Here is a 14,957-nt window from a genome sequence, read left to right on the forward strand (position 1 = left end):
ATGGCTGAACATCAACATAAATCATTTGATCCAGATCACGTTTTGTCGGTAGTGATGGGGGGAGGGCGCGGCACGCGTCTGTTTCCGCTCACCCGCCAACGAGCCAAACCGGCTGTGCCGCTTGCGGGCAAGTATCGGCTTGTTGATATCCCCATATCTAACTGCATTAATTCGGGCCTTAAACGGGTCTATTTGCTCACACAATTTAATTCAGCTTCACTGCATCGGCATATTTCGCAATCATACAAGTTTGATCATTTTACCCATGGTTTTGTGGAGATTCTTGCAGCGGAACAAACGCTTTCAGATTCATCCTGGTTTCAAGGTACAGCGGATGCCGTGCGGAAGCACATGTCCCATTTTTTGAATCATCGTTTTGAATACATTCTAATTTTGAGCGGGGATCAGTTGTACAATATGGATTTCAGGAAGGTTTTCAAAGAACACATTGAGAACGACGCAGAGCTTACGGTAGCGACCATCCCTGTGAACCGTGAGGCGGTGAGCGGATTTGGGATAATGCAGATCGATGAGGCGCAACGCATTCGTGAATTTGTGGAAAAGCCCAAAGATGAGGCGCTCATTGATTCCTTGAAATTACCGGATTCCACCTGTTCGGATCTGAAAATCAAGGCCGGTGATGATCAGTTTTTGGCATCAATGGGAATCTATATTTTCAATCGTGATGTGTTGCTAGATTTGTTAGACAGTGATCAAGCAGATTTCGGAAAACATATCATCCCTGAGGCGATCAAAACCCGGCGGTCCTTTTCCTATGTGTATCAGGGATATTGGGAAGATGTTGGCACTATTAAAACATTTTTTGATGCTAATCTTGATGCGGCCAGTGAACTGCCCAAATTTAATTTCTTTGATATGTCCGCGCCAATTTTCACCCGTCCGCGTTTTCTGCCCGCGAGTAAAATAAATAGTGCCGCCATTGATCATGCCGTGTTGAGTGACGGGTGTATCATTAATCGTGCGCAAATCAGCCATAGCATCGTGGGGGTTCGCAGTGTGGTGGGGATGGGCACAAAGCTTCATCGAGTTGTGATGATGGGGGCGGATTACTATGAATCTGATTTTTCAATCAGGGATCATCACGCACAAAATATCCCCGCCATTGGGATTGGTAGCAACACTCGGATTGAGAATGCCATCATAGATAAGAACGCGCGTATCGGTGATAACTGCGTAATCAGCCCGGAGGGCCATGAAGAAAACGAAGATGGCGAAGGTTATGTTGTGCGGGACGGCATTATCATCATTCAAAAAAATGCCGTGGTACCGCACAACGCAGTTCTTTAATTTGCTGGGGTGAGGGCGAAGAGGCTATTTGCCTGCACTGTGGTACTGATGATGCTCCTCAGCCCGGCGTTTGCCTTCGGCCACCATTTCGGCAGGCAAGAGCAGGGCTAATTCATCACGCGCTTCGATATATTTTTTATTTCCCTCGGCAGCGAGCTGTAACCACTTGAATGCCTCAATGCGATCGCGCGGCACGCCGCTGCCTTCCTTAAGCGCAAGGCCTAACAAATATTGCCCGTCAGGGTGATTTCCCATTGCGGATTTTTGATACCACTTGACCGCTTCCATGTAATTTTGTGGAACGCCCTGACCGTTTTGAAACATGGCGCCTAAGGAAAATTGAGCAACCGCGTGGCCCTCCTCGGCCAGTTGACGGAAGAGCAGGGCGGCCCGTTCGTAATCAATAGGAGTGCCGTTGCCGGAGTAATGATCGTAGGCCTGCCCCAGTTTGTCTTCTGGATCGGCCCGCATCGCTTCGGCTTCCGCGGCAAGCGCCTTGGCTTTGGCGTTTGCTTCTGCCTGCGCTTGAGCTTTGGATTTGCCGCAACCTGATCCGGCTAAAAGCAAAATAAACGCCAAAGCAACCATGGCATAAATAAACCGCTCTGTTTGTTTTTCTCGCATGTCACCCTCCTTGGAAAGGGTTCAAAGAACATACTGGGAAATTAGTGTTTGTCAAGTTTGAGTTATTTAACTTATCCGCACGAATTATTGTACAAGTATCTGTGTTGTTGCTAATTCGCCGTTGGCCAGCGCTGAGTTGGTTTCCGTCAGGGGGCGGGGCATGCGGCGGCGAATATCGGGGAATTCGTTTAAAAAGGTATGGATAGGTTTTGCTTTTAGCACGGTGTTTAAATTGTGAGGTAGGCTGCCGGTTGCCTGATAGGCTTTCAATTCGTTCAGGTGAAACATCAACATACCAATGGCTTGGCCGGTTGAGTCGAGCAATGGCGCGCCCGAATAGCTGGGTTGTACATTTAAGTTTGCCTGTACTTGTCTTGGGTCGAGTGTTTGTCCTGTTAATTTTCGAACGAATCCATGCGAATATTTTGGGCCGGAATTTTTTTCGAATTGCGCGGGGAGGCCGATAGTGAACACCGGAAGCCCGAGGTGAATCTGCCGCCCAGTCATCAAGGTGAGGGCGGGGGTGATTGCTTCAATTTTAAGCAAGGCAAGATTGTTGACGGAATCAGTCTTAAGAACACGCGCTAAATACCGATGCCCCTTGAGCAACACCTCGATGCTTTCGGCTTGGGCGACAAGGTGATGGGTGGTGAGCAGGTGGCCCTGTTTGGTAATAAAAAACCCGGATCCGATCGCGCCGTTCTTTGATCGCGTTGCGCTGGCCAGAAAAGTGGAGACCTGTTTGTTGACCGTCTTTTGTTGATCGTCGGACAATTTTCCGTTCACAGCGGCGAGGTGAGCGCGGGCCGCGACGTGGCCTTGATGCGCGGCGAGTTGAAACCACTTCGCTGCTTCTACGCGGTCGGGGTCAGCCAGTGTGCCAAAGTGGAGTGCGGCGCCCAGCAGGAATTGCGCGCGCACATCGCCTTGGCCGGCCGCATCGCGATAGAATTTTAATGCGCGATTAGGGTCTCGTGCCACCCCGCGGCCAGTGGCGTGCATAAGTGCCAGATTGCATTGGGCGGCGGCAAGGTTCATTCGGGCGGCGTTGCCATACCATTCGGCGGCCTTGGCGGCATCGGCGGGTACTCCGTGGCCGTGTTCATATGAGGTGCCCAGATTGTTCATCGCGGCGGCATGACCCTGGGCTGCGGCTTGCAGATAAAATTTATTCGCCTTCACATAATCTTTGGCTTGCGCGTGAAAGTTGCCCAGCGTGTAGAGTGCGATGGCGTCCTTGTGATCTGCCGCGCGTGTGAGCCAGCTTAAGGCGAGCTCATGATTTTTGGGTACGCCCCGTCCTTTCAGTAGGCAAATGCCAAGCTGCCCTTGAGCGCGCGCGTGGCCTGCGGCCGCTGCTAGTTGGAATTGCTGTGCGGCCAGAGTGTGATTGGGTTTGCCGCCCAAGCCGGTGTAATGGTTCATGCCCAGGTGGAAATGATATTCGCCATCGCCCCCTTCGGCTAAGGGGGGCTTAGCCTTGACAGGCGCCGCGCTGTGCAGCGTTTGCAGTGTAAAGGCAAGGCATAGCAGTGATTGGAAAACGATTTGTAGGCGCATCTTTCCTCCTTGAGACGGCGCAGCCATCAAGGCCAGATGATGGTTTCTGCAATGCAGCCGGACAAGCGGCAGTTATGCACAATCAAGCGAATGGGTGCGGGTTAGCTTGCGCTCTCAATTCTCTTAACCGTGAGCGGCCCATCAAAAATCGTGAGGCTCACCACTTCTGTGCGCGCCACGTGAGGGCCGTGGACTTCGCCTTTGGGAGCGTGAAATAATGTACCCGCCGTGTACACTGTGCCGCTCTCTTCCCATTCGCCGCTGAGCACGTAGGCTGTTTCGTTGGCGGCGGGATGGATGTGGGCAGGGACGGTGGTGCCGGCGTGGAATTTCCGTAGCACCGTGACGCCGGCGGTGGCTTCATCCTTGCGCAGGATTTTCAGTTCCACGCCTTCGTACGGGCCGGTTTGCCAGTCGGTTTGCGATTCGTTGAGGGTGAATGGAAACATTGTGGATTTACGATTTCAGATTGACGTTTGACGAATGGCTCTGCCTCAATCGTAGGTCGTCAATCTGAAATCGTAAATCCAATAAATGCATCTCTGGCGCGAACCCATCCCCGAAACTTGGCTGCCCAAAGTGCTGGGCAATCTGGACGCGGTGTTGCTCGATCACTGCCACCTTGAGCGCAAAGCGGCGGCCAGCGCGTTGAGCTTGATGAAATATCCCGAGCTGGCCGGACGCGCTCGCGAGCTCAACGCCATCGCGCAGGAAGAATTGGAGCATTTCAATTTGCTGCTCGATTTGCTCGAGCAACGCGGCGTGCCCTTTGGAGTGCCGCATTCGAGCCCGTGGATTAGCGGCCTGATGCGCTTCATCCGCAAAGGTCGGCGCGAGCAAGTCATTGATCATCTCATCGCCGCTTCATTGGTCGAAGGGCGGAGTTGCGAGAAATTCCAGATCCTTGCCCAAACCCTGCGCGACACGGAGCCCGCGCTTGCTGATTTTTATGCGAATCTTGTGGCCAGCGAAGGCAACCATTATGCGGAATTCTGGCTCATGGCCTGCAAAATCAACAATGCGGAGGCGCATGAACGCCTGGATGCATTTTTAGATTTGGATGCGGAATTGATCACGCAGTCACACGAATTGCCGTTGCTCCATTAAAGAAATTAATGGTGCGCGAGAGAGGACTCGAACCTCCACCCCCGAAAGGACTACCACCTCAAGGTAGCGCGTCTACCAATTCCGCCACTCGCGCACGGGGGCGGATATATTGCCTTTCGGCGAGGTGTTGGCAAGGCGAATCTGTGGGTCAGTGCGGGGTTGATTTGTGGTGAAGATTGCCATATCGTGCCGGTAGGGAAGGAAGAGTTATTTATAATCTATGTCGGAAAGGGATCATACAGCCGTAGGCGGGGAGGTGCGTCAGCTCTGGGAAAAGGGTTATGACTGTGTCGAGAAGAAGAATTTTGACTACGCGATGGAATTGCTGTGCATGGCGCTGGTGCAGGATCCGTCGTTTTTCGAGTGCCGGATGGCACTGCGCGCTGCGCAGATGAAAAAGCACGCGAATGCGGGGCGGATGGCCAAGATGGCGGCGGTCGCGACAACGGCGCATCACTTGGCGCAGGCAAAGTTGGCGTTGAGTAAAAAAAATAATTTTGGCGCGCTGGCGCACGCAGAGAAAATCTTATGCGCGGATCCTGAAAACGCTTCGGGGCATCGGGTGATTGTGGATGCCTCAAAAGCGTTAAATTATCCGCAGACGTTGATCTCCTCCTTGCAACTGCTCAAACGGGTAAATCCCAAGGACAATAAGTTGACACAGGAATTGGCCGACGCATTAGAAATGCTTGGAGATTATGATCAGGCGGAGCAGGTGATGGCGCAATTGTCACGGTTGAATCCGGATGATATTTATCTTCAACAGGCGTACCGAGACACTGCGGCAAAGGCGACGATTTATCGTGGTGGTTACGAAAAGATGATGGAGGATGACGAAGAGGAGAGTGAGTCGGCTCCCAGCGATTACACTTCCGAGGATGTGTTGGAGGAAAAGATTTATTACATGGAGGAAACGCTGCAGGACGAGCCGGAAAACTATAAACTCGCGGTGGATATCGCGCGGCTGTACGTGGAGCGGCATGATTTTGACCGAGCATTTGAATATTATGACTGGGTGTTGGAAAAAAATCCGGTTGGAGATTCGGCCATCGACAAAGCCATTGCGGAAGCCCATGAGGCGCGTTTTGAATTTGAGTTGCGACAGCTCAATCCTGATGACCCGCACGAGGCCGCTGAGCACGCGCGGCTCATCGAGGAGCGCGATGCCTTTATGCTGGAGAATTGCCGGAAGCGCGCCGAGCGTTACCCCACCATGCTGGAGTTTCGATTTGAGCTGGGCGAATGGCTCTTTCGAGCAGGCGATGTGAACGAGGCCATCCAGGCTTTTCAACGCGCGCAAAACAGCCCGGGCCATCGGCTGCGCTCGCTGAGTTACCTGGGCCAATGTTTTCTGCAACGCGGCATGCACGACATGGCGGTGAGTATGTTCGAGAAAGGCCTGCAGGAAAAATCCGCAATGGATGATCAGAAGAAGGAAATGGTTTACCACCTCGGCTGCGTGTACGAAGAGATCGGTAAAATATCCGAGGCAATGGAGCAGTTCAAAAGCATTTACGAAGTGGATATTGGCTACCGTGATGTGGCCGCCAAGGTCGAGAGTGGGTATATGTAAAGTAGCCCGAGCCGTTGACGCACGGGGCATTTTCAGTTAGGGAAGGGGCGATATGAAATTCCTAATTCGAATGATTCTGGCCGCGCCGTTGTGGGCGGGCTTTAATGGCTTCGCCGATGATACTGCCAAACCGGTGGTCTTTAAAGTGAGCGTGCAATCCTTTACCGCGCCCGCGAAATGGAAGAGCACACCGACCGCCAGCCGAATGCGTGCGGCGCAATTCACCGTGCCGGGAAAGGCGAAAACTGATGCGGCGGAGTGCGTGTTCTTTTATTTTGGGCCCGGTCAGGCGGGTGGCGCACAGGCGAATTTGCGGCGTTGGGTGGGCCAATTTGCACCCGATCCCAAACCGGTCATCAAGACTGAAGAAGCCAAACACGGCGAAACGCCGGTGGTGTATTTGTTTGCTGAAGGCACCTTCATGAGCGGGCCGCCCTTCGGCGGAGCCAAAGTGCCCAAGAAAGATTACGGGATGACCGCCGCCGTTTTGGGCACAAAGCCGGGCTATATTTTTGTCAAATTAACCGGCCCCAAAGCCACCGTGGAAACCGCCCGGGCGGATTTCAAAAAAATGATTGAGAGCGGATTGAAGAAGTAAGCGTCTCATCCCCGCATGAAATTATTTTCCAAACGACTTGGAGGCGCGCTTCTGGCCTTCGCGGCTTGTTGTGCGATGGCCGGCACGGTGACCACCAAGGATGGCCAGGGCTTTACGGGTCTCGTGCAGTTTGCGAATGCGGATCATTTAAGCGTGGGGCCGGCGAAGGGCAATCGGAAGCTCATCGCGCTGGCGGATGTATTGACGGCCACGTTCGATCCTCCGTTGAATTCGGATCAAATCGCACAAGGCGCGCCGATGGCCGGCAAGGGGCGAGGATTGTTGGCGGCGTATCACGACCGGCCGAATTTCAAAGGGCGCGTGATTTATCGGCTGGACGAAACCATCGACCACCAATGGCGTTCCAATAATCCGGTATTCGATTTGCCGCGCGATTATTTTTCAGTGCGTTGGAGTGGCGAATTGGAAGCACCGGTGACGGGCGAATACACGTTCACGTTGCTGGCCAATGATGGTGGGAAATTAAAAGTGGGCACACTGGAGGTGGGGCGGATGGAGGCGCTGGCGGGGTTCCGCGAACGGGGAAAGGTGACGCTGCAAGGCGGCAAGCGGGTTCCTTTTTCATTTGAGTTTTTTGATAACTACGGCGAAGCCAGCGCGCGGATTCATTGGCAGGGGCCGGGGTTTCAGGCAGGGCCGATTCCGTTGCGGCAATTGTATCCCGCTGTGCCCGCCGAGCGCGCACCGAAGGGCCTTGTGGGGCAGCACGGGTTTCTGGGATCGTATTATCAAAACCGGTTTTTTTATGGCGATGCCGTGCTGGCGATTGATTCGAAGCTTGATTTCGCTGCAGTGAAGCCGCCCAAGGAGTTTGCGGATAAAAATTACAGCGTGCGATGGACGGGACAATTGAAGGCCACGCACACAGAGGAGTACACGTTCAAAGTGGAAACTGATGAAGGTGTGCGGCTATGGGTGGACGGGCGTTTGGTGGTGAATCAGCTTTCCAATCGCACATTGCAATCATTTACGGGTACCGCGCCGCTGGAACGCGGCAGGCGCTATAATTTGCGGATCGAATCGGTGCATCGTACGGGCGGCGGTCGCCTGAAGGCTTCGTGGGTCAGTAAATCGATGCAAGAGTCGGTGCTGGGCGGCGACGCGACATTTCCTTTTTTTCAACCACCGATTCCAGCGCAGTTGGAAGGCGGCGAGATGGAGGAATCGCAAATGCTTGGCGTGTTTTCCTGGGGGGGGTCTCGCGTGGCCGCCGCCGTGGCTATGGCGGATGATTCGGCGGTGCGGTTTGGAGAGGGTAGTTTTCCGGCGCAGATGTCCACCGTGAACGTGGCGCGTATTGTGCTCAAGCCTGTGCCGGAGCGTCACCTCGCGCGCTTGGAGGCGCAGCGAAAAGGGGTGTTGCTGGCGAATGGTGATTTTATTGAAGGTGAATTGCAGGAGCTCAATGCTAATTGGATGACGCTTAACTCGGTGTTGTTTGGCATCAAAGTGTACGGGCGAGGCGAGGTCATCGCATTGGTGCTGGGCAAAATTGCCACCAAGCCACCGCGTAGTGCGAAGTTTGAAATACGTCTGGAAGATGGGTCGCTGCTTTTCGCACGCCGTTTCAAATTGGAAAAAGGGAGTGTGGAGGTCGATGATCCGACGGTGGGCAAAGTGAGCGTTCCGTTCGCTGAACTGGAAGAGCTGCGGGCGGTTAAGGGCAAATAAAAAAAGGCCGGGATTGCTCCCGGCCTTTGGGTTGATTGTTTTTCTTTTTTCTAATTCTTCACCGATAGCTTGTGGCTGGCGGAGTGGCTGTTGAATTCAGGCGCGTAGAGGCATTGAATGTTGGCGATGCCGCTTTGATATTGGCCTTTGTGCTGCACACGGATGTTGTACTCGAAGACGTAAACGCCTTTGGGTAGGTAGTCGATGTAGAAGTGCGAGGCGGTGTCGCGGGTCATGTGGTAGTACCCGAGGCCGTCTTGATACTTGTAGTTGCTGAGCACGTTGGTGGGCTCGGTGCCGCTGCCGCGTTGGTCTTTCATGTGGACATATTCCATATCGCGATCGGTGCGGAGTACGAGGCGCACGACCAGTTCATCACCACTTTTGAGGCCGCCGCTGATGGGTTTGAGCTGCGGGCCTTTCGGGGTGTTGACCTTGGTGAAGAGCTGCTTGGTGAGCTTCAGCGGGGTGTCTTCGTGCGGGGTGACTTTGGAAATGTCTTCCATGTATTGCCAGTGCACGCTGCCCCACGCGACGCCTTCGTCATGTTTGGTGAGCTTGATGTTTCCGTAGCTGGGCTTCACGTCGCTTCCGAGGAACCGATGCTCGTAAAAGCCGGTGCCGGCTTCGACGTTCTTGGGCTCGATCTTGTGGTCGCCCACGGTGACTTCTACGAGCGCATCGCTGATGAGCGGGTTGGCGCCTTGCAGCAGCAGCGCGTAGCACGCGTCGGCGGTGGCTTTGGTGGTCTTCCAATCCTGCGTTTGCTTTTGCTTGAGCAGCCAAACTTTGGCGTCCTCGAGCGCATCGAAATCCTGCGTCACTTCGTGGAAGGCTTCGATCATCATCGCCTGCGTTTCGATGGGTGCGCGGTACCACCAATGGCTGTGCTCGAGATCGCGCCAGAAGAGCCCCATTTCCTCATTGGACACGGAGCGTTCCTTGATGGATTTAATGATGAGCTTGGCGAGTCCGTTGTAGTTTGCTTTTTTCTGGAATTTGCCGATGCGATCCATCGCGATGGCCACTTGCGCCTGATTCATTCGCGGCAAGCGCAGGAAGTATTGCGTGCCGTCTTTCTCAGTTTTTACCGCTTGATTGATGAAGTATTCGATGGCCACACGATGTTGTGCGGCGATGGGGCGGTCTTTCAGGAAGAAGGAGCGGCAATAGAGATACTGCGCGATTATTGAGGACAGGTTGTTGCGTTCGAGGTTGCCGTGTTTTTTGATCTCGAGGTAGGTGCGATGGATCCAATTGTCGAGGCGGTTGACGGCTTTGATGGCCATGTTCGCATCGATATCCACATTCATCGCGCGCATCCGGCCGAAGCCGGTGGTGATGTAGAGCGTGATGTAATCGCTGGGACGCCCGCCGGGCATCCACGGCCACGCGCCGTCGGCAAACTGGGTTTCGCGCAGCTTACGGATGGACATTTGCGTTTCGGCGGTGAGGCGTTTGTCCTCGAAGAGAATGCCCACATTGCGGCGCGCCTGACTTTCACTTTTGGCTTGGCGCAGCCACGGGGTTTCTTCGAGCATCACGGATTTGAGGTCCTGATTTTTCTCCAACGGGCTATCGAGCGCCGGTGTATTGCGCCATTGATCAAACACGCCGCGGATGCGCGGATCGCTGTTGGCGATGTGGCGCGCGAGGCCGTTGGCGTACAAGCGCGTAAAGGTGCTCATGGTGCTGGGGTGGGGGCTCTCCATTAGGTACGGCAGCGCCATCACCGCGTACCAGTTGGGGTTGGAAACCATTTGCACGGTGTAACGCTCGTGCTTGATGGTATCGCTCGCGCCGGAGCCGATGAGTTTGCCGAACTTGAATTCCTTGGTCTTCGCGCCGCGAATGGGGAGCGGCAGGCTTTCGGTCACAAAGATGCGGCGGCTGAGTACGGGCAGGAAGCCTTGCTCGCCATCGGTGACGGTGTCCGTGCCGCCCACGGCTTTGTAAGTGAGGAAGCCGAGGTCATCCGGCACGGTGATGCGCCAGCTGTACGTTTTACTTTGCTTGGCGGGCACGATGAATTTCTGATCGAGATCGGCATTGCCGAGTTGATCATCGACCGGATCATTCGTGAGCGCGTCGGCGAAGGTAAGGCGCACTTTGCCGGTGGCCTCTTTGTCGGTCATATTGCTGACCTTCACGGTGAACTCCAGTTGATCGCCCTCGCGCAGGAAACGCGGTGGGTTAGGCTGCACCATAATATCCTTGGCGGTCACCGTGCTGCCGCTGAGGAAACCGCTGCGTAATTCGTTGTCGTGCGTGAAGCCCATAAACTTCCATTTAGTGAGTGCCTCGGGCATGGAGAATTCCAAACGTACCTCGCCTTTTTTATTGGCCACAATGTGCGGCATAAAAAAGGCGGTTTCGTTGAGGTTTTTACGGGCGGTCACTTGGTCGAGGTTCGGCCCAGTGGAGGCTGCGCCTCCGCCTTCGTCCTTGGCTTCTTTGTCACGCTTTTTATCTGCAAAGCCGCCGCCGGCGCCTTCCATCGCGGCGCCATCAGCTTCGGCCATTCCGCCAGCGGCTTTGCGCATTGCCATTTGGGGGGCGGCTACGCCGGGTGCGCCCATTGCGGCATTCATCGCCATTTCCGGGCGCCCACCACGGAAGGCCGACGCTCTCTTGGCGCCGTAGTAACCATAACCATAAAGATTTGCGGTGATTTCGCGGGGGAAGCTACGGTAGTTGTGGCTCACGTTGTGATGGCTGGGGCGGGTCCATTGGCCGTGCAGATGGTTGAGGCCTTTGGCGCTGTTTTCAAAACGTTGGCTCAACTGGGCGTAATCCTGCCGGAACACGTTGAGGTCCTGCTGCCATTGGTGCGGTTTGAATTGGTCGAGGCTTTCGTCGTATAGCACGGCGGCCATTTCGGCGACGGCTTTTTCGGCGTTGGAACCGGTGATGACGGCGGTCCATTTTTCCTTTTGGCCGGGCTGCAGTTTATCCGTGAAATGCTCCCACTTGACGGTGAGATTTTTATTGGTCCAGGGCACATTGATCTTGCGGCTGCTGAGGTACGCGCGATTTTCACGCACCATCGTGACGTGTAGCGTGAAGCCGCCGCGCATCGCTTCGTTCACCGCTTGTTTGATGGCGAACTGTGTGAGGCCGCGTTCGGTCCAGAAGCTTTGGAGAATTTTGCGGCGATGTTCGATCTCGATGTACGCGCGGGCCTGGCCGTAGCCGCTGCCCCACAAGGCCATAAACTCGTTGCCCGGCTCGACGTTCCACGTGGGCGACTTGAGCACGTGCGGCACACGGATGCCGAGCTTTGCCGCTTGCGGGTTGAGTACTTGGATGGGGGAACGCGCGGTGACTTTTTTGCCAAAGCGATCCTGTGTTTCGAGGATCACGCGGTACGCGCCTTCGTTGAGTTTGAAGTTAAAACTCGCTTGTCCGCTCGCGTCGGTGGTGAAGCCTTTTTCGGCGACGACCTTGCCGAGTTCCCACGAATTGACATTCGAAGAATCCGGCGCGGGCACAAACTCCGGCGCAAACCGGCCGTGACGATGAGGCATCACGTGGCGCGGGTTGACGAGCTTGGCGCGCTCGACGTTGGCGGGTTGTTTCAGCGCGTACAATTTCAGGGTGCCTTCGGCGCGTTGGCCGATGCCGTCGAGTGACGTGGTGCTAATGCTAATCGCGGTGTCCTTGCCTTGCACCTGCCAATCGGCGGCGGACACGCTGGCTTTCAGCGCGGTGTAGCCGAGGTTGATGGAGTGGCTGTCACTGCGGGTTTCGCCGGTGGTATCGGTGACGTCCGCGTGGATGGTGTAACGGAAGGTCGGCTCGTCCTTGGCCGCAACGCTGAGGTCCGGCTTGGCGATGAACTTCACATCAAACGCGCCATTGGCTTTGGTGGTGGCGGTGCCGTGAGCGATTTCCTGCGTCTTGCCCTGGGGCATGGGGCGCCACCAATAGTGCCAGCCCCACCACACGGGATAACGCACCTCGCGGACCACGCGCCATTTCACTTTCGCATCGTTGATGGCCGCGCCGGTGTAGCCGGTGGCCTTGCCGATGAGGGCGACTTCGCCGCTGAGTTTGCCAGCGGTTTGGGGGGCGTCGAGTTCCACTTGGAATTTGGGCCGCTTGTATTCCTCCACATTGATGGAAGCATTGCCGCGCGGGCCGGTGGTGACTTGCAAACTCATGTGACCCAGCACGCGATCGCGTGGGGCGGTGAACTTGCCGCTGAACGAGCCGTAATCATTGGCGCGATGTTGCTGGCGGGAAACCTCTTTGCCATTGCGATCGCGGAAGATGACCGTCACGAATGAATTCGGGATGGTGCGGTAGTTGTCGTTGTGTTGATCGACGTGAATGCAGAGGCCTTTGTATTCCACCGTTTGGCCGGGGCGATAGAGCGAGCGGTCGGTGAAAAAGATTGTGCGATCGTACGGGTTCGGATTGTGGATGCGACCGTGGTTGTAATAATCATTCGCAGTGCTCAGCTGTTGGGCTCCTTTGCTGGCGAGTAGCAAGTAGCCACGCTGCACGGCGCGGAATTTGAAATGGCCGTTGGCATCGGAAGTCGTCGGAGCCACTTCGGTGCGAACGTTATTGCGCTCGCGGAACCACGCGCGGATCTTGGCGTTGGCCACGGGCTCGCCGCTGTTGGCATCAAGCACAAATCCTTCCACAAGGCCATTGCCGCTGCGCTGGCGCATGACGATGCTGAGGTCGCTCGCCCAAAAGCTGGTGTAATAGCAGACGTTATTGGCGGCAGTGAAATTTTTGGTGTGGCTGCTGATGAGATAATAAAATCCTTCCGGCATTCCTTTGGGCGGTTTGATGGTCTTCACCGCTTCGTGATAGTCGGTGGTGGGCGGCAGTTTGACGCTCCATTCTTTGATGACTTCCTTGCGGAGCAGAGCGGCGCGTTCGTTGTTGTCGAGCCAATTGGGGTTGCCGCGTTTGCGTTTCATGGCTGCTTCCCAATTCTCGGCCACGACACGGAAATGGATTTGGTCCACGTTGCGGTATTTAATCGTGATCTCGGATTGCGGATCATTCCAAACACGCTCGATGTTGACGTTGCTGCTCTTGGCCTCGATTTGGATAACGAGATTGTGGCACTGCGCGCCGCCGGGAGTTTTGGGAAATGCATTCGCGCCTTGGAGAGCGATCTTGCGGGCCTGCACTTTGTCGCCTTCCTGATCGAGCGATTGGGCGAGATGATAGCGGCCGCGGGCGGAGATGCGGTGGTCGGCCCATTCGGCGATGAACCGTTTGAGCGCGGCGCGGTAGCGATCGTTTTTGGTTTCGCCGAAGGCTTTGTTTTTGCCGAAGTTAATGCGCGAAAGATCGGCATCAATGTATGCGCTTTTGTCTTTGTCGTTTTTGTGGAACACAAGCAAGTCGCGGTAAAGATTCAATGCCTTGACCGTGCGGCTTTCGGTGTCGGTGGTCTTGATTTGCCACGCCATGAATTTCGCAGCGGAGTCGAAGACCGGATCGGTGGCGCTCAGTTCAAATGCATCCTGCGCCTTGGCGCCGGCTTGTTCGCCGCTGCTGTAAAACTGCAGCGCGTTGTACACGAGAAAATCGTACATCGTGGGGCGGAAGCTATCGGGCGCCGTGCCTTTTTGCAGGAGCTCATTGTAATCGGCCACGGCGGTTTTTTGCAGAACCGTTTTGTGCGCGAGCGCTTTGGTGAATTGCTTGTCGATCTCCGTGAAAATGCGCGGGAGATCCCACGTCTCAAAATCTTTACCATTCGCGCTGCCCGATTGGGTGCGTTGCACGAAGCGCCAGCGGTTTTGCTGGAAATAATGCCAGTACCAATTGGCGAGAATCGCCTCCATCACCGGCTTCATCGCGGCGGGCGCTTGGGTGATCTCGGCCTCCATCCGTCGAATTTTCTCCTGCGCTTTGTTGCCTTGGATGTTGCTCTCGAGCGCCATCTTTTTGCCAATCGCCTTGATGGCCTCGGCGTAATCCTTGTCGCGCAAGGTCTGCGCGATGATCGGTTCCAGATGCGTGATGGCCGTTTTGGGCAGCCCCTTCTTGAGTGCGGCATCGTAGGCCTTCCAGTTTTGGGCTTTGGAGAGATTGGCGGGCGGATCCGCAGCATTGATGAGTGTGATAGCGACGACCACGAGGGCCAGAGAAGCAATGAGTTTTTTCATAAGAACAGTTGATCCAGTTTTGCAACTAATGGGGGGTTGGACGGCACAAGGCTCAAGCTTACTCCGCCAAACGACTATATAGAAAGGGTAAGCAAAGTGAAGGCGATGGCAACTCCAAATGTAGCCCGGGCGGGTGGGTAGGGAGATTGAACCGTCAAGGCGCCAAGTGGGAATTCCCAATGACCAAAACCCAAAACCAAAGGAATGATCAATCACCAAGCCCCAGATTGGTTTTTGTGATTTGAGACTTCCTTGGGATTTGGTCATTGGGCCTTGGTGATTAATCAATGATCATTGAAAATCCTATCTCTTGTGGGATTTGAGGTTCCTGATGATTTTGCGTTGCCTTGGGGGA

9 protein-coding genes and 1 tRNA gene are annotated in these 14,957 nt (G+C 55.0%); 5 read left to right on the forward strand and 5 right to left on the reverse strand.

Annotated elements, in window-relative coordinates; all coding sequences use genetic code 11:
- Complete coding sequence (locus H8E27_01470; GenBank protein ID MBC8324283.1) at positions 1–1,308, forward strand: glucose-1-phosphate adenylyltransferase; 1,308 nt, start codon at positions 1–3, stop codon at positions 1,306–1,308.
- 24 nt (positions 1,309–1,332) lie between these two features.
- Here H8E27_01470 and H8E27_01475 read toward each other — a convergent pair whose 3' ends face one another.
- The 3 genes from H8E27_01475 to H8E27_01485 form a co-directional block, all read right to left on the reverse strand.
- A complete protein-coding gene (locus H8E27_01475) occupies positions 1,333–1,932 on the reverse strand; it encodes a sel1 repeat family protein (GenBank protein ID MBC8324284.1) in 600 nt (199 codons plus the stop codon).
- Between the two features lie 84 nt (positions 1,933–2,016).
- Positions 2,017–3,492 carry an SEL1-like repeat protein gene (locus tag H8E27_01480; GenBank protein ID MBC8324285.1) on the reverse strand — a complete coding sequence of 492 codons (1,476 nt, stop codon included), beginning with the start codon at positions 3,490–3,492 and terminating at the stop codon, positions 2,017–2,019.
- A 101-nt stretch (positions 3,493–3,593) separates the two neighbouring features.
- Positions 3,594–3,941, reverse strand: coding sequence for a cupin domain-containing protein (locus H8E27_01485; protein MBC8324286.1), 348 nt, complete (start codon positions 3,939–3,941; stop codon positions 3,594–3,596).
- Positions 3,942–4,026: 85 nt separating this feature from the next.
- Between H8E27_01485 and H8E27_01490 the strand changes: the two genes are divergently transcribed.
- Positions 4,027–4,599, forward strand: a complete 573-nt coding sequence (locus H8E27_01490) for a tRNA-(ms[2]io[6]A)-hydroxylase (protein MBC8324287.1) — start codon at positions 4,027–4,029, stop codon at positions 4,597–4,599.
- Between the two features lie 9 nt (positions 4,600–4,608).
- Here H8E27_01490 and H8E27_01495 read toward each other — a convergent pair.
- A tRNA-Leu gene (locus H8E27_01495) sits at positions 4,609–4,693 on the reverse strand.
- 126 nt (positions 4,694–4,819) lie between these two features.
- On the opposite strand from H8E27_01495, the gene H8E27_01500 reads away from it, so the two are divergent.
- From H8E27_01500 to H8E27_01510, 3 genes are read left to right on the forward strand one after another with little or no spacing between them, the layout of a single operon-like run.
- Complete coding sequence (locus H8E27_01500) at positions 4,820–6,172, forward strand: tetratricopeptide repeat protein (GenBank protein MBC8324288.1); 1,353 nt, start codon at positions 4,820–4,822, stop codon at positions 6,170–6,172.
- A 52-nt stretch (positions 6,173–6,224) separates the two neighbouring features.
- Positions 6,225–6,770: a hypothetical protein gene (locus tag H8E27_01505; protein ID MBC8324289.1), complete on the forward strand. Its 546-nt coding sequence runs from the start codon at positions 6,225–6,227 to the stop codon at positions 6,768–6,770.
- A 15-nt stretch (positions 6,771–6,785) separates the two neighbouring features.
- Entirely contained in the window at positions 6,786–8,462 is a 1,677-nt protein-coding gene (locus H8E27_01510) for a hypothetical protein (protein ID MBC8324290.1), read from the forward strand.
- 50 nt (positions 8,463–8,512) lie between these two features.
- Here the strand turns inward: H8E27_01510 and H8E27_01515 are convergent, their stop codons facing one another.
- Entirely contained in the window at positions 8,513–14,602 is a 6,090-nt protein-coding gene (locus tag H8E27_01515) for a hypothetical protein (protein ID MBC8324291.1), read from the reverse strand.
- Between the last annotated feature and the right edge of the window lie 355 nt (positions 14,603–14,957).

This window comes from Limisphaerales bacterium, assembly GCA_014382585.1.
Classification (GTDB): Bacteria; Verrucomicrobiota; Verrucomicrobiia; order Limisphaerales; family UBA1100; genus JACNJL01.